This window comes from Bradyrhizobium sp. HKCCYLS2038, assembly GCF_051167655.1.
Lineage (GTDB): Bacteria > Pseudomonadota > Alphaproteobacteria > Rhizobiales > Xanthobacteraceae > Bradyrhizobium.
This window is the reverse complement of sequence record NZ_JBNPTM010000007.1, coordinates 330,557-346,369: the sequence shown is the minus strand read 5'-3', so window position 1 is coordinate 346,369 and position 15,813 is coordinate 330,557. Positions and strand designations below refer to the sequence as shown.

Sequence of the window (15,813 nt, the reverse complement as noted above, 5' to 3'; positions counted from 1 at the left end):
TCGCTCAGCTGTCGTCCCCGCGAACGCGGGGACCCATACCGCGTGATCCTTCGAGGCACGTGGCTGCTCGTTGACCTTGCCTTCGAGCGGCGCCGATTTCCCGGCGTTTGGCGACGACGGCGGAGTGTTCGTCACTCGCTGAGCACATCCAGGCGCGTGCGCGCAGAGAAAAAATCTCCAGTCCTTTCAAGCTGATTTGGCCTGTCCAGTCCCTCCGCGAAAGATATTCTTGTTTCGTTTTATCTGAAATTGTGGTTGTCTCCTGCCATCCCGCCTCGAGCAGAGGGGCGTACGCGTCGTCACGATACGCGAGGTGGGGAGCGGTGGCCGCGACCGGCAGTGCCCGACGAGCACTGTGCGGCGTGGACGCGAAAGCGTGTGGTCCTGGCGCCCCGATGCTGGCGCCAAGTCTTTGGCCGATGATGAAGCCGAAGGCGACGGTGGCTCAACAGCCGGACACCGGGGAGAGCGCGCCATAAGCGTAAAGCCATCGCGCAGGGAGGGCCGGGTCTGTCCGGCTGTACCTGTGGTTCCTGCCCCGTGCACTTCTTTCGCACGGGGGCCACGGGCCTCAGCCGAGGTCCGGCCTTCCCTGCGCCCTCTGCATTTGCGAGAGGGACACCGTCAATGCATCACCCGGGCGCCACGCGTCGCGGGACGGCGATCGTATGTCCCGTGATGTCCTGATGTCCGTACTGATCCGCTATGCCGCGCTCTTTGAAATGTGAATCAGCTGTTTCCCCATCGTCGTCCCGGACAAGCCGCGACGCGCGACAGCGCGTTTGCGGCGCCGATCCGGGACCCATACTCCGCAGCGCTGGTGATGAGCAAAAAAGCCAATGACCGGCGTGCCTCAAACCGCTCCCTGGGGGTATGGGTCCCGGCTCGAGGCCGGGACGACAGCGAGTTTGTAGCTGCCGTAGGGTGGGCAAAGCAGCCGTCCGTCCATCCGCATCGTTGGTGGGAATGGTGGGCACGGCGCACGATAAAGCGGCGCATCACGTGGAGCGCGGTGGCGCGCCTTTGCCCACCCTACAGATCCAGCGGGCACCGTCACCACGCCTGCGACAAATTCCGGTCTCTACTGCCCGCCCGCCCAGGCGGCGAGCACGGCTCGCTCCTCGCCGGTGATCTCGGTGATGTTGCCGGGCGGCATCGCGCTCGACCACGCTGCGTTTCGCGCGATCAGCCGGGCGTTACGCTGGATGTTGTCGGGCGTGTCGAGCAGCACGCCCTTCGGGGCTGCGACGATGCCGTCCCAGACCGGCTCGGCGGCATGGCACATGCTGCAGCGGGACGTCACGATGTCGGCGACCTCCGTGAAGCTCGGCGGCGCGCCGGCGACTGTCCTGGCATCGCGCGGACCGGCCGCGGACAGCAGCAGGATCGCGATCATTCCGGCGGCGGCGACGCCCCATACCCACCACGGCGACGGGTTGCCCTTGTGGCGCTCGTTGAAGAAGTGACGGATCACCGGCCCGAGCGCCAGCACGACGGCAACGATCGCCCAATTGTAGCGGGTGCCGAACAGCAGCGGATAGTGGTTGCTGATCATCAGCACCACGACCGGCAGAGTGAGGTAGTTGTTGTGGACCGAGCGCTCCTTGCCGGTCTTGCCGAGCTTGGGGTCGGGCGCCTCGCCCGCGAGCAGCGCGGCGACGATCTTCTTCTGGTTGGGAATGATCACCGCGAACACGTTGGCGACCATGATGGTGCCGATGATCGCGCCGATCTGGTTGAAGGCGCCGCGACCGCTCAGCACGTGGGTGAAGGCGTAGGTCAACGCCACGAGGAAGATGTAGCCGCCGATCGCGAACGGCAGCTCATGCTTGGCCAGTCCGCTGCGGCAGGCCGCCTCGTAGAGCAGCCACGCCAGGGCCAGCGAGCCGAAGCTGAACAGGCCGGCCTGGATGGGCGTGAGATCGAGGATCGACTTGTCGACCAGGAACAGATCGGCGTTGAGATAGTACACCACGATCATCAGCACGAAGCCGGACAGCCAGGTGGTGTAGGCCTCCCATTTGAACCAGGTCAGCTCGCTCGGCATCTGCGCCGGCGCCACCAAATATTTGACGATGTGGTAGAAGCCGCCGCCATGGACCTGCCAGGCCTCGCCCATCACACCCTTCGGCAGGTTGTCACGCGGCTTCAGGCTGAGGTCGAGCGCGATGAAGTAGAACGAGCTGCCAATCCACGCCACCGCCGCGATCACGTGCAGCCAGCGGAAGATCAGGCTCAGCCATTCCGATATGATCGAAGCCCACATCGCGTGGTCATCTCCTATTGTTCGCTTGAGGCCGTATCGTCAGGGCTGATGCACTGCCGACTTTTCCCCGCCCAAGCAGTAGCTGAGACATCCGGCGTCTCAGACGTGCTGCGCGGACGACGCGGCGGCGGCTGCGTCGGCCTCCGCCGCGTTGCCGCTGCCGAGCCCGTTGAAGAAGGCATTGAGCAGCACGGCCGCGACGGCGCACAGCAGGATGCCGGACTCCAGCAGCGGCTGCAGATCCCTCGGCAGATTGTGGAAGAAGCCCGGCGCGGCGAGAGGGATCAGGCCGAAGCCGACCGAGATCGCGACGATGAACAGGTTGAAGCGGTTGGTTTTGAAATCGACATTGGCGAGGATGCGCGCGCCGGTCGCCGCGACCATGCCGAACATCACGAGGCCGGCACCGCCGAGCACGACCTGTGGCACCGCCTCGACCAGCGCGGCCATTTTCGGCAGCAGGCCGAGCAGCAGCATGATGGCGCCGCCGGTGATCGTCACCCAGCGCGTGCGCACCCCTGTGACCGAGACCAGGCCGACGTTCTGCGAGAACGACGTGTAGGGAAACGTGTTGAAGACGCCGCCCAGCAGCGTGCCGAGGCCATCGGCGCGCAGGCCGCGCGACAGCGCCTCGCGGTCGACGGTCTTGCCGGTCATCTCGCCGAGCGCCAGGAACATGCCTAGCGACTCGATCATGACCACGATCATGACGATGCACATGGTGACGATCGGCACCAGGCTGAACTGCGGCATGCCGAAGCGGAACGGGATCACCAGCGCGCCCCAGGGCGCCGCGGCGACCTTGTCGAAGTGCATCACGCCCAGCAGCGTCGCGAGCACCGCGCCGGCGACGATGCCGAGCAGCACCGAGACGTTGGCGACAAAGCCGGTGCCCCATCGGATCAGGCCGAGGATGAACAGCAGCACGAACAATGCGATGCCGAGGCCCTGCAGCTGGCCGTAATCCGGATTCGGGAAATTGCCCCTGACGCCGTCGACCACCTTGATGATGGTCGGCTGGCCGCCACCGGCCCAGTTGATGCCGACGCGCATCAGCGAGATGCCGATGATCAGGATGATGGTGCCGGTCACCACGGGCGGGAACAGCGGCAGCAGCCGGCTGACGAACGGCGCGACGATGATGCCGAAGATGCCGGCGGCGATCACCGAGCCGTAGATCCCGAGCAGGCCGATCTCGGGCGAGGCGGCCATCGACAGCATCGGACCGACGGAGGCGAAGGTGACGCCCATCATCACCGGCAGTCGGATGCCGACGCCGGGGAAGCCGATGCACTGCACGAGAGTGGCGAGGCCGCAGGCGAACAGGTCGGCGCTGATCAGGAAGGCGACGTCCTCCGGCGGCAACTTCAGGGCGCGGCCGATGATCAGCGGCACCGCAACGGCGCCGGCATACATCACCAGGACGTGCTGCAGCCCGAGCGCCAGCAGCTTCGGCACCGGCAGCATCTCGTCCACCGGATGAATCTTGTCGCTCATGTCTCCCCCCAGATCATCCCCATGATCATTCCTGAGATCGCGTCAGTCTCCGAATGCCTCATGTAGCTGCGGAAACAGCCGGTCCGGCTTGAACGGCGTGGCCGTGAAGCGGATGCCGGTCGCCGCGCGCAGCGCGTTGCCGAGTGCGGCGGCCACCGGATTGTACGGGCTCTCGCTCATCGATTTCGCCCCCAGCGGCCCGATGGAGTCAAGCGTCGCCGCAAACAGCACCTCGGTGCGCGGCACGTCGGCGTAGGACGGCAAATGATAGTCGCGGAAACGCGGGTTGACGACGCGGCCCGCCGCGTCGATCACGATCTCCTCGTAGAGCGCAGCACCCAGCGCCTGCGCGACGCCGCCCTCGACCTGGCCGCGGCACTGCATCGGGTTGGCGACGCGGCCGGCATCGGCGGCCTGCACGCTCTTGAGGATCCTGACCGCGCCGGTGTGCCTGTTCACGGCCACGCGAAAGCCCTGGACGTTGAACGCCACCGACCGTGGCGTGCCCTGCGAATTGCCGCTGGCGGTGAGCAGCGATCCGCTGGCCTTGGCAAGCTTGGCGAAGGTGAGGCGCTGCGCGCCGCAGGCGATGGCATCATCGGCGATCCGGCAATCGTCGGGAGCGACCTGCCAATGTTGTGCGGCGAAACTCTTGAGCTGGGTGGCCAACGCCTCGGCCGCAGCCTGGGTGGCGCGTCCCGCGACGAAGGTGCCAGTCGAGCCATAGGCGCCGGTGTCGTGGCCGCCATGGGCGGTGTCGGACTGCCTAAGGCTGATGCGGTCCACCGTGGTGCCGATTACGCTCGCCGCGATCTGGCGATGCACCGTGCTGGTGCCGTTGCCGAACTCGGCGGTGCCCACGGTGAGGTCGAAGCCGCCGTCATCGCGCAGGCTGATCGCGGCATCGGCGAAGTGGCCGTCCGGCGGCACGGTGTCGATCATCGTCAGCGCGATGCCGTCGCCGGTGAGCCATTCGGCCGACAGCTCGGGCGCCGGCGCGGCCTCGGCCATGGCGCGCTCGACCAGGTCGAGGCACTGGTCGAGACCGTAGGAACCGTACAGTACGTCGCTATGCTCCGAGCCCGGCGGCGTCAGCATCGGATCACCGGGCCGGACGATGTTGCGGCGGCGCATCTCGTAAGGGTCGATGCCGAGCTGCAGCGCCAACTCGTCGATGGCAGCCTCGACCGCGAACGTCGTCTGCGGCAGGCCGTAGCCGCGATAGGCGCCGGCCGGCACGGTGTTGGTGTAGACGGCGAGGCCGTCGACCTTCTTGTTCGGACAATTGTAGACCGAGATCGACTCGCCGCAGGCATGGAACAGCACCGGCCCGGCGTGATTGCCGTAGGCACCGGTGTTGGAGAGCACGTCGAGCTGCAACGCTGTCAGTTTGCCGTCCTTGTCGGCGCCGGCCTTGACCGTGACGCGCATCGGATGGCGCGTCGAGGTTGCGATGAACTGCTCCTCGCGGGTGAATTCGAGCTTGACCGGCCGCTTGGTCTTCAGCGCGGCGAGTGCCAGGATGTCCTCGACGAACATCTCCTGCTTGCCGCCGAAGCCGCCGCCGACGCGCTTGCAGAACACGCGGACCTTGTCGGGCGCGAGGTCGAAGATCTCGGCGAGCGCCCGCCGCGTCAGGAACGGCACCTGCGTGCTGGAGCGGACGGTGAGAATGCCATCGTCGTCGAGCCAGGCAAGACCGCCGTGAGTCTCGAGCGCGGCGTGCTGCACGCGTTGCGTCGTGAACGTACCTTCGTAGGTGGCGGCAGCGGACGCGAGCGCGGCGGCGACGTCGCCGAACTCGCCATGGGTCTCGGCGACGATGTTGCGGCTGACGTCGGCGATGCGATGTTCGCTGCCGCGGCCGGCGTGGATGACCGGGGCGCCGGGCGCGATGGCGTCGGCGGGATCGACCACGGACGGCAGGATTTCGTAGTCGATGACGAGACGCCGGCAGCCTTCCTCGGCCGCAGCTTCCGTCTCGGCGACGACGGCGGCGACCTTCTGGCCGATGAAGCGGACGACGTCATCGAGCACGCGGGTGTCAGCCGGATCCATCCAGGCCTGCTCGTGGCGCGCGGTCGAGAACAGCACGGCCGGCGCGTCCTCATGCGTCAGCACGGCGTGGACGCCGGGCACGGCCAGGGCGGCCGCCTTGTCGATGTTCTTGATGCGCGCATGGGCATGTGGCGAGCGCGCGAGCTTGACCTGCAGCAGGCCTTCGATGGCGGTGTCGAAGGTGTAGCGCGCCGCGCCGCGCACGACGTCGGGCCCGGCCGGCGCCGGCAGGCTGCGGCCGAAGGCCTCGCCGGCCGCGACGTCTTCCACATGGGTACGGCCGAGCAGCGCGTCCTCGATCGCGCGATAGCCGGTGCAGCGGCACAGATTGCCCTTCAGCGCTGCGCCGAGGTCCTTCTTCTGCGCCTGGTTGAGCGAGGCGCAGGTGACGATCATGCCGGCGGTGCAGAAGCCGCATTGAAAGGCCTGCGCGTCGAGGAAAGCCTGCTGCATCGGATGCAGGGCTTCATCAGTCGCGAGACCTTCGACTGTCGTCACCGCCTTGCCGTCGGCGCGGACGGCGGGGATCAGGCAGCTGTGCACCGGCTCGCCGTCGAGCAGCACGGTGCAGGCGCCACAGTCGCCGGCGTCGCAGCCCTTCTTGACGCCGAAATGGCCGGTATCGCGCAGGAACGTGCGCAGGCACTGCCCCGGGCGCGGCGCGGCATCGACCGCTTTGCCATCGACGATCACGCTCATGGCCTGGCGCCTGCGAGCTCGGCACGGATCTCCTCGGCGAGGCGCAAGGTCATCGCCTTGCGCCAGGCCGGCTTGCCGTGGACGTCGTCATGATAGAGCCCATCAGTGATCTCGCCGAGAATTCTGGCGCGGAGCGCGGCGGCGTCGGGCATCGTTGCGAAGCGCAGCTGCAGCGGCCTGACCGTCGAGCCGGTGACCGTGAGCAGCAGGTCGCCGTCGCGTCCGGCCGTTCCGATCAGCAGCGCACCGGAGCGACCGACCGGCGTCAGTGCGATCTGGCGGAACGCGGTGCGACGCTTCAAGGCGGCGATCGGAATGTCGATCTGGCGCAGCAGGTCGCCGGGCCCGAGCACGTTGCGGTTGTTGCCGGTGATGAAGTCCGCCACCCCAATGCGCTGCTCGCTGCCGTCGGTCTTCCAGATCGTGCAGACGCCTTCGAGCGCGGCGAGCAGCGAGATCATCGGGCCGGCCGGCAACGACATGCAGAGGTTGCCGCCGACGGTCGCCGTCTTCCAGATCTTGAACGAGGCGAGGAACGCGCGGCAGCATTGATCGATGAGCGGCGCGGCGATCCAGTCGGCGGGGCATTGCAGAGCATCGAGCTCCGCGACGCTGCAGGTCGCGGCGATGCTGAGGCCGTGGTCGCTGATGGCGAGCGGCGGCCAGGCGAGATCGCTGAGGTCGATCAGGCGCGACAGCTGCGCCTGCGGTTCCGAGAACAGCCACGTGCCGCCGGCGAGCCAGGCATCGCCTGCCTTCCAGGCGGGCAGCTCCGCCCGCGTTCGCGGGCGCACGACCTCGGTAATGGTGTTCAGGTCCATGATCACGCAAGCTCAATGGCGAAGCAGATCGCCGGTGAAATCCTTGCAAGACCAGCGCCAACTGGCAATAGGATGACGTTGGCCTTCGGCTTGCAAGTCATCCGCAAACGCGAAGGTCGCAGCAGCGAGACGAGACCGTCATGAGCACCACGCCGATCTGGATCAAGGACCCGCTCGCCATCCTGGCCGAGGACGCCGCGCGCGGCATCGTGGTCAAGGATGGCCGCATCGTCGAGCTGGTGGGGGCGGGGAAGGAGCCGGCCACCGAGGGCGCCGTGGCATTCGATGCGAGCGCCCATGTGGTGATCCCCGGGCTGATCAACACGCACCATCACTTCTACCAGACGCTGACCCGCGCGCTGCCCGCCGCGATGGACCGCGAGCTGTTCCCGTGGCTGAAGGCGCTCTACCCGGTCTGGGCGAAGCTGACGCCGGAGGCGCTGGATGCCGCCGTCACGCTCGCCATGGCCGAGCTGATGCTGTCCGGCTGCACCACGACGACCGATCATCACTACGTCTTTCCGGCAGGGCTCGAGGATGCCGTCGGCATCGAGGTCGCCGCGGCGAAGCGGCTCGGCATCCGCGTGCTGCTGACGCGCGGCTCGATGAACCTGTCGGAGCGCGACGGCGGGCTGCCGCCGGACAGCGTGGTGCAGGACGAGGATACGATCCTGGCCGATAGCGAACGGGTCGTCGCGCGGTATCACGAGCGCGGGCCGGACGCGATGGTGCAGATCGCGCTGGCGCCGTGCTCGCCATTCTCGGTGACGGGATCGCTGATGCAGAAGACCGCCGCGCTGGCGGACAAGCTCGATGTACGACTGCACACGCACCTCGCCGAGACCGAGGACGAGAACCGCTTCTGCGAGCAGATGTTCGGCTGCCGTCCGCTCGACTATCTCGAAAAGAACGGCTGGCTCGGCCCGCGCACCTGGCTCGCCCACGGCATCTTCTTCAACGCTGACGAGATGAAGCGGCTCGGCAAGGCCAGGACGACGATCAGCCATTGCGCCTGCTCGAATCAACTGCTCGCCTCCGGATGCTGTCCGGTGTGCGAGATGGAGGAGGCCGGCGTCGGCATCGGTCTCGGCGTCGACGGCTCGGCGTCGAACGACGGCTCCAATTTGATGCAGGAGGTGCGCGCCGCGTTCCTGCTGCAGCGGGCGCGCTATGGCGTGACGCGCATCAGCCACAAGGATGCGCTGCGCTGGGCAACGAAGGGCTCGGCCGCCTGCGTCGGCCGGCCCGAGCTCGGCGAGATCGCCCTAGGACAGGCGGCTGATCTGGCGCTGTTCAAGCTCGACGAGTTGCGCTTCTCTGGGGCGGGTGACCCGATCGCGGCGCTGGTGCTGTGCGGCGCGCATCGTGCCGATCGCGTCATGGTCGGCGGCCGCTGGACGGTGGTCGAGGGCGCCATTCCAGGACTGGACGTCGCCGGCCTGATCGGCCGGCACAGCGCGGCCGCACGTCGCATGCAGGCTGGGTGAGTCAGGCCACTGGCGCGTCCAGGAAGCGCTCGGCGTAGTGGCAGGCGACAAGGCGGCCGTCGAGCGGACGCAGTGCCGGGCGCTGCGCGCGGCAGAGATCCGTCACATGCGGGCAGCGGGTCGAAAACACGCAGCCTGCCGGCGGATCGAGCGGCGACGGCAGCTCGCCCTTGGGCACGATCCGCTGCCGCTTGCGGCCCAGGCCGGGCGTGGCATCGACCAGCGCCTGCGCGTAGGGATGCAGCGGCCGCGCAAAGATGCGCTCTTTTGGCCCGTGCTCCATCACCAGGCCGAGATACATGATCAGGACATCGTCGGCGATGTGCCTGACCACGCCGAGGTCGTGCGAGATGAAGAGGAAGGCGAGGCCGAGCTCACGCTGCAGGTCGGCGAGCAGATTGAGCACCTGCGCCTGCACCGACATGTCAAGCGCGGAAACCGGTTCGTCGGCGACCAAGAGCTTCGGCCGCAGCATCAGGGCGCGGGCGATCGCGATGCGCTGCCGCTGGCCTCCCGAGAACATGTGCGGATAGCGGCCATACTGCTCCGGACGCAACCCGACCTTGGCCATCATGTCGAGCGCCTGCGCACGCCGCTCCTGCCGGCCGAGGCTGGTGTTGATGATCAGCGGCTCTTCCAGGATGGCGCCGACGCGCTTGCGCGGGTTGAGCGAGCCATACGGGTTCTGAAACACGGTCTGCACGGTGCGTCGCAGGGTCTGCACGGCGCTGGCCGGCGGATTGACCGCATCGCGCCCGTCGAGCGTGAGCGTGCCGGCCGAAGGCTTCTCGATCAGCGTGACGAGCCTGGCGAGCGTCGACTTGCCGCAACCGGATTCGCCGACGATCGCGAGCGTCTTGCCGGCCTTGATGGCAAACGATACGCCGCCGACGGCCTGCAGATGCGCTGAAGCACGGAACAGGCCCTGCTTGATCTCGTAGCTCTGCTTGAGATCGTGGGCGGTGACGAGCGCCGTCATGACGATGCCTCACCCGCAATCGCATCGGTCCGGGCGCGATCGGCCGCGAGGCGCTGCTCCCGGGTCGGATCGCCGAGCGGATAATGGCAACGGATCAGGCCGTCGCGCCAGGGGCGCAGATCGGGACGGATCGCGTCGCTTACGGGCGTCGCATAGGCGCAGCGCGGGCTGAACAGGCAACCGCGCGGCCGGTCATAGACGCCGGGAACAACGCCCGGAATGGTGGCGAGCCGTCCGCCGTCGCTGACCTCCGGGCGTGCCGCCAGTAGCGCGGCCGTATAGGGGTGCTGGGGCGCGGCGAGCAGGCTCTCGGTCGGGCGCTGCTCCATGATCTGGCCGGCATACATCACGGCGACCCGCTCGGTCGTGTCGGCGACGACGCCCATGTTGTGCGTGATCAGGATCAGCGCCATGCCGCGGTCGCGCTGCAGCGACAGCAGCAGATCCAGGATCTGGGCCTGGATGGTGACGTCGAGCGCCGTGGTCGGCTCGTCGGCGATCAGGAGTTTTGGATTGCAGGCGATCGCCATCGCGATCATGACGCGCTGGTTCATGCCGCCGGACAACTGGTGCGGATAGGCCGACAGCCGGGTCTCCGCGGCGGGAATGCCGACCTGCTCCAGCAGCTCGATCACGCGCCGCCGCGCCGCCTTGCGGTCCATACCTTCGTGGATGCGCAAGGTCTCGGCCAGCTGATAGCCGATGGTGAAGGACGGATTGAGCGAGGTCGTCGGCTCCTGGAAGATCATCGCGACGTCCTTGCCGGTCAGCGCACGCCGCTCGCGCTCGGACAGGCGTTGCAGGTCGCGACCCTCGAACAGCAGCTTGTAGGCCTCGACGCGTCCGGGATGGGGAACGAGCCCCATCAGCGCGAGCATGCCGACGCTCTTGCCGGATCCGGACTCGCCGACGATTCCCAGCACCTCGCCCTTGTCGAGCGTGAGGCTGACGCCGTCCACGGCCCGCACCATGCCGTTGCGGGACGGGAAGGCGACCGACAGATTTTCGATCTCGAGAAGCGGCATCGGATCGCCTTTACGGCCTTGTCTGCATCATCGTTTGAGCTTGGGATCGAGCGCGTCGCGCAGCCCGTCGCCGAGCAGGTTGAAGGCCAGAACGGTCAGCAGGATCGCAAGGCCCGGCAGGGTCACGACCCACCAGGCCCGCAGCACGAATTCGCGCGCGTCCGCCAGCATGGTTCCCCATTCCGGCGACGGCGGCTGCGCGCCGAGGCCGAGGAAGCCGAGCGCGGCTGCGTCCAGGATCGCGGTGGAGATGCCGAGCGTCGCCTGCACGATCAAGGGCGCCGCGCAATTCGGCAGCACCTCCTTGAACATCAGCCGCAGCCGGCCGGCGCCGGCGACCTTGGCCGCGGTGACGTAGTCCTTGGAGATCTCGCTGATGACGGCGGCGCGCGCGATCCGCACGTAATGCGGCAGCAGCACGATCGCGACCGCCAGCATGGCGTTCATGAGGCCGGGACCGAGGATCGCGACGATCACGATCGCCAGCAGCAGGCTCGGCAGCGTCAAGGTGATGTCCATCACCCGCATGATCGCGATCTCGGTCACGCCGCGAAAGAACCCGGCCACCAGACCCAGGATCGTTCCCGTCACCACCGACAGCGCCACGACCGCGATTCCGATCAGAAGCGAGAGCCGCGCGCCATGGATGAGGCGCGACAGGATATCGCGTCCGATCGCGTCGGTGCCGAGCGGGTAGGTGAGCGACCCACCCTGCTGCCAGAACGGGGGCCTCAGGAACGCGGTGTTGTCGGTGAGAACCGGCGAATGCGGCGCGACGACATCGGCCGAAAGCGCGAGTATGACCAGAACCGCGATCACGGCGAGGCCTGCCACCGCGCCGGCATTCTTCTTGAAATCAAGCCAGAACTCCACGAGCGGAGACGGCGGCGCGGCCGGCTCGGTCACGATGCGGCTCTGCAGGCTCTCGCTGGTCATCGCGTGTACCGGATGCGGGGATTGATCAGCCCATAGGTCACGTCAACCAGCAGATTGATCGTCATGACGATCGCGCCGATCAGCAGCGTGCCGCCCTGCAGGACCGGATAGTCGCGGCGGTTGATGCCTTCGATCAGCCATTTGCCGACGCCCGGCCATGAAAAGATGGTCTCGGTCAGAATGGCGCCGGTGAATAGAACTCCGACCTGCAGCCCGATCACGGTCACCACCGGGATCAGCGCATTGCGCAAGGCATGGATCGCGATCACGCGGAAGCGCGGTAGGCCCTTGGCGCGGGCGGTGCGGATATAATCCTCGCCCAGCACCTCCAGCATCGCCGAGCGCGTCATGCGGGCAATCACCGCGAGCGGCACCGTGCCGAGCACGATCGTCGGCAGTACCAGATGCGACAGCGCCGACCTGAACGCGCCGAAATCGCCGTCGAGCAGCGTATCGATGAGCAGGAAGCCGGTGACCGGTTCGACGAAATACTGCACGGCGATCCGGCCCGACACCGGTGTCCATCCGAGCTGCACCGAAAACAGCAGGATCAGCAGCAGTCCCCACCAGAAGATCGGCATCGAATAGCCGGTCAGCGAGATGCCCATCACGCCATGATCGAAGATCGAGTTGCGCCGCACCGCTGCAATGATGCCGGCTGGAAGTCCGAAGCAGAGCGCGAACAGGATGGCGCAGACCGACAATTCGACGGTGGCGGGGAACAGGCTCTGGAATTCCGAGATGACAGGCTCATGGGTGACGATCGAGCGCCCGAGGTCGCCGTGCACCAGCCGCGCCAGATAGAACCCGTACTGCACCATGACCGGCTGGTCGAAGCCGTATTCCTTGCGCAGCTGCGCCAGGCGCGCCGGATCGATGCCGCGCTCGCCCGCCATGGTCTCGATCGGATCGCCTGGGATGAGCCGGATCAGCACGAACACGAGCAGGGTCAGACCAATGAAGGTCGGAACCACGAGGCTCAGCCGGGTCAGAGCGAAACGCAGCATGCCTTGCTTCTATCGTCCTCGATCGCAGACAGGCGCGGGGCGGCGTCCACCGCTCCGCGCCGTGTCCGTCAGTCCTTGACGTCGACGCCGTAGAAGCTGTGGCGGCCGAACGGCGACAGCTTGAAGTCGATCACGCGCTTGCTGACCGGCTTGAGCTGCACCGCATGGGCGATGGTGAACCACGGGGCCTGTTCCTTGAAGATCACCTGCGCCTCGCCGTACAGCTTGGTACGCTCGGCCTGGTCGCTGACCGTCTTGGCCTTCAGGACCAGATCGTCGAACGGCTTGTAGCAGAACTTGGCGACGTTGGAGCCGCCGGATTGTGCCGAGGCACAGCCCAGCAAGGTGTGCAGGAAATTGTCCGGGTCGCCGTTATCACCGGTCCAGCCAAGCATGCCCATCTGGTGCTCACCGGCCTGCATGCGCTTGCGGTATTCGCCCCATTCAAACGACTTGATCTCGGCCTTGACGCCGATCTTGGCGAGGTCGGCCTGCATCAGCTCGGCGATGCGCTTGGCGTTCGGATTGTAGGGGCGCTGCACCGGCATGGCCCACAGATCTGTCTCCAGGCCGTTCGGAAAGCCGGCCTCGGCGAGCAGCTTCTTGGCCGCCTCCGGATCATAGGGATCGTCCTTGACTGCGTCGTTGTAGGACCACATCGACGGCGGGATCGGGTTCTTCGCCGCGATGCCGGTCGACAAATAGACGGCGTCGATGATCGCCTTCTTGTTGATCGCCATGCTGATCGCCTTGCGCACGCGCACATCGTCGAACGGCTTCTTCTGGGTGTTGAACGCAAGGTAGCCGACGTTGAGACCGGGCTGCTCGAGCACCGTGACGTTCGGGTCCTTGCGGATCGCGTCGATGTCGGCAGGGTTCGGATAGGGCATCACATCGCATTCGCCCTTCTGCAGCTTGGCCCAGCGCACCGAGGAGTCCGGCGTGATCGCATAGACGAGATCGTCGATCTTGGCCTTGCCGCCCCAGAATTGCGGGAACGCCTTGTAGCGGATCACGGCGTCCTTCTGGTACTGCACCAGGTAGAACGGACCGGTGCCGATCGGATCCTGGTCGATCTTCTCGGGCGTGCCGGCCTTCAGCATCGCATCGGCATATTCCTTCGACTGGATCGCTGCGAACGGCATCGCGAGATCCGCCAGGAACGGAGCTTCCGGCTGATTGAGAGTGATCTTGATCGTGTAGTCATCGACCTTCTCGACCGACTTCAGCAGCTTTGGCATCGCCATGTCGCCGAAATAGGAATGGTTCGGACTGGTCACCTTGAAGTAGGGATTGTCCTCCTTCCACTGCCGCTCGATCGAGAACAGAATGTCGTCGGCGTTGAAGTCGCGCGTCGGCTTGAACGATTTCGAGGCCGAATGCCACTTCACGCCCTTGCGCAGATTGAAGGTGTAGGTGGTGCCATCCGGCGAGATCGTCCAGCTTTCGGCAAGGCCCGGCCCCACCTGGGTGCCGCCGCGCTCGAACTCGACGATGCGGTTGTAGATCGGCTCATTGCCGTCGAACGACGTTCCGGTCGTGTTGACGCCGGGATAGAAGTTCTCCGGGCTGCCTTCCGAGCAGAACACGAGGGTCTTGGCAACAGCCGACGGACTTGCCAGCAGCGCCGAGGCGCAGACGGCAACGAGCAGGTGATATCTGTTCACGGTTGGAACTCCAGGTGAGAACCGGCAACGCGCATGCGCCAGGGGCTGCATCGCGGCGTCCAAGCCGAGCTTGCTATCGGGTGTTGCCGCTGTCAACGCACCGGAAGATGGGGCGCACCGGCGCCTGCGCCGCGCGATGGCTGCGCTGCGCCATGCCGGCATTCCGAGGAGCCCGGAAGCGGAGCCTTGCTGCGTCACCATGCGTCGCAGCAAGGCTCGGGATCGATGGTCGTCACCGTCACCCTGCCGCCGGCGGGCGGCAGGGGGCTGTTGGCTGCTTGCCGCGCCTACTTGCCCGGCAGCTTGTCGTCGACGCCCTTGACGTAGAAGTTCATGCCGAGGATCTGGCCGTCGGCGAGGTTGGCGCCGCCCTTGCACTCGACCTCCTTGCCGTCCTGGCCGATGACCGGGCATTTGAACGGATGCAGCTTGCCGGAGGTGATCGCGGCCTGGGTCTCCTCCGCCATCTTCTTCACGTCGTCAGGCATGTTGGTGTAGGGCGCCATCTCGAACATCTTGGAGTCGAGCCCGCCCCAGGTGTCCTCCGACTTCCAGGTACCATCGAGCTCGGCCTTGACGCGCGCGATGTAGTACGGGCCCCAGGTGTCCAGGATCGACGTCAGCTGCGCCTTGGGACCGAACTTGATCATCTCGGAGTCCTGGCCGAAGGCGAGCTTGCCGCGCTCGGCTGCGACCTGCATCGCCGCCGGGCTGTCGGTGTGCTGCATGATGATGTCGGCGCCCTGGTCGAGCAGCGCCTTGGCGGCGTCGGCCTCCTTGCCCGGGTCGAACCAGGTGTTGACCCAGATGATCTTGACCTTGATGTTCGGATTGATCGACTGCGCGCCGAGCATCGTGGCGTTGATGCCGGAGACGACCTCGGGGATCGGGAACGAGCCGATATAGCCGAGCACCCCGGCCTTCGACATCTTGGCCGCGATCTGGCCCTGGATGTAGCGGCCCTGGTACCAGCGGCCCGAATAGGTCGACATGTTCTTGTCGCGCTTGTAGCCGGTGGCGTGCTCGAAATGCACGTTCGGATATTTCTTGGCGACCTTGAGCGTCGGATCCATGTAGCCGAACGAGGTCGTGAAGATCAGCTTGTTGCCGGCGCGCACCAGCTGCTCGATGGCGCGCTCGGAGTCCGGGCCTTCCGGCACGTTCTCCAGATAAGTCGTCTCGATCTGGTCGCCGAGCTCCTTGACCAGTGCCTGGCGGCCGAGCTCGTGCTGATAGGTCCAGCCGAGATCGCCGATCGGGCCGAGATAGATGAAGCCGACCTTCAGCTTGTCGGCGGCATGCGCCACGCCCGCGATGCTCCCCGCCAGCACCAGCGCGGCGGCAGCGCCCAGAAGCTTTTTCATCATCGTC

General features: G+C 66.5%; 11 protein-coding genes. 1 reads left to right on the top strand and 10 read right to left on the bottom strand.

Going from position 1 to position 15,813, the window contains the following annotated elements; all coding sequences use genetic code 11:
• Positions 1-1,081: 1,081 nt before the first annotated feature.
• From ACQR1I_RS29175 to ACQR1I_RS29160, 4 genes are all read right to left on the bottom strand, one after another.
• Positions 1,082-2,266, bottom strand: a complete 1,185-nt coding sequence (locus ACQR1I_RS29175; protein ID WP_434868762.1) for a urate hydroxylase PuuD — start codon at positions 2,264-2,266, stop codon at positions 1,082-1,084.
• Between the two features lie 99 nt (positions 2,267-2,365).
• Positions 2,366-3,763, bottom strand: a complete 1,398-nt coding sequence (locus ACQR1I_RS29170) for a nucleobase:cation symporter-2 family protein (RefSeq protein WP_434868761.1) — start codon at positions 3,761-3,763, stop codon at positions 2,366-2,368.
• 42 nt (positions 3,764-3,805) lie between these two features.
• Positions 3,806-6,520, bottom strand: coding sequence for a molybdopterin-dependent oxidoreductase (locus tag ACQR1I_RS29165; protein ID WP_434868760.1), 2,715 nt, complete (start codon positions 6,518-6,520; stop codon positions 3,806-3,808).
• Positions 6,517-7,341, bottom strand: coding sequence for an FAD binding domain-containing protein (locus ACQR1I_RS29160; RefSeq protein ID WP_434868759.1), 825 nt, complete (start codon positions 7,339-7,341; stop codon positions 6,517-6,519). The genes ACQR1I_RS29165 and ACQR1I_RS29160 overlap by 4 nt, the downstream gene beginning before the upstream one ends.
• Positions 7,342-7,481: 140 nt before the next feature.
• Here ACQR1I_RS29160 and ACQR1I_RS29155 point away from each other — a divergent pair, with 140 nt between their 5' ends.
• Entirely contained in the window at positions 7,482-8,828 is a 1,347-nt protein-coding gene (locus ACQR1I_RS29155) for an 8-oxoguanine deaminase (protein ID WP_434868758.1), read from the top strand.
• Between the two features lies 1 nt (position 8,829).
• Here the strand turns inward: ACQR1I_RS29155 and ACQR1I_RS29150 are convergent, their stop codons facing one another.
• The 6 genes from ACQR1I_RS29150 to ACQR1I_RS29125 form a co-directional block, all read right to left on the bottom strand.
• The gene (locus ACQR1I_RS29150) at positions 8,830-9,807 is read right to left on the bottom strand and encodes a peptide ABC transporter ATP-binding protein (protein WP_434868757.1); all 978 of its coding nucleotides are present in this window, start codon (positions 9,805-9,807) and stop codon (positions 8,830-8,832) included.
• Entirely contained in the window at positions 9,804-10,832 is a 1,029-nt protein-coding gene (locus ACQR1I_RS29145; protein ID WP_434868756.1) for an ABC transporter ATP-binding protein, read from the bottom strand. The genes ACQR1I_RS29150 and ACQR1I_RS29145 overlap by 4 nt, the downstream gene beginning before the upstream one ends.
• Before the next feature lie 27 nt (positions 10,833-10,859).
• Positions 10,860-11,768, bottom strand: a complete 909-nt coding sequence (locus ACQR1I_RS29140) for an ABC transporter permease subunit (RefSeq protein ID WP_434868755.1) — start codon at positions 11,766-11,768, stop codon at positions 10,860-10,862.
• Positions 11,765-12,775 carry an ABC transporter permease subunit gene (locus tag ACQR1I_RS29135; protein ID WP_434868754.1) on the bottom strand — a complete coding sequence of 337 codons (1,011 nt, stop codon included), beginning with the start codon at positions 12,773-12,775 and terminating at the stop codon, positions 11,765-11,767. Before ACQR1I_RS29135 ends, ACQR1I_RS29140 begins: the two co-directional genes overlap by 4 nt.
• Before the next feature lie 68 nt (positions 12,776-12,843).
• Positions 12,844-14,442: an ABC transporter substrate-binding protein gene (locus tag ACQR1I_RS29130; protein ID WP_434868753.1), complete on the bottom strand. Its 1,599-nt coding sequence runs from the start codon at positions 14,440-14,442 to the stop codon at positions 12,844-12,846.
• Between the two features lie 287 nt (positions 14,443-14,729).
• Positions 14,730-15,809, bottom strand: coding sequence for a BMP family ABC transporter substrate-binding protein (locus tag ACQR1I_RS29125; RefSeq protein ID WP_434868752.1), 1,080 nt, complete (start codon positions 15,807-15,809; stop codon positions 14,730-14,732).
• Between the last annotated feature and the right edge of the window lie 4 nt (positions 15,810-15,813).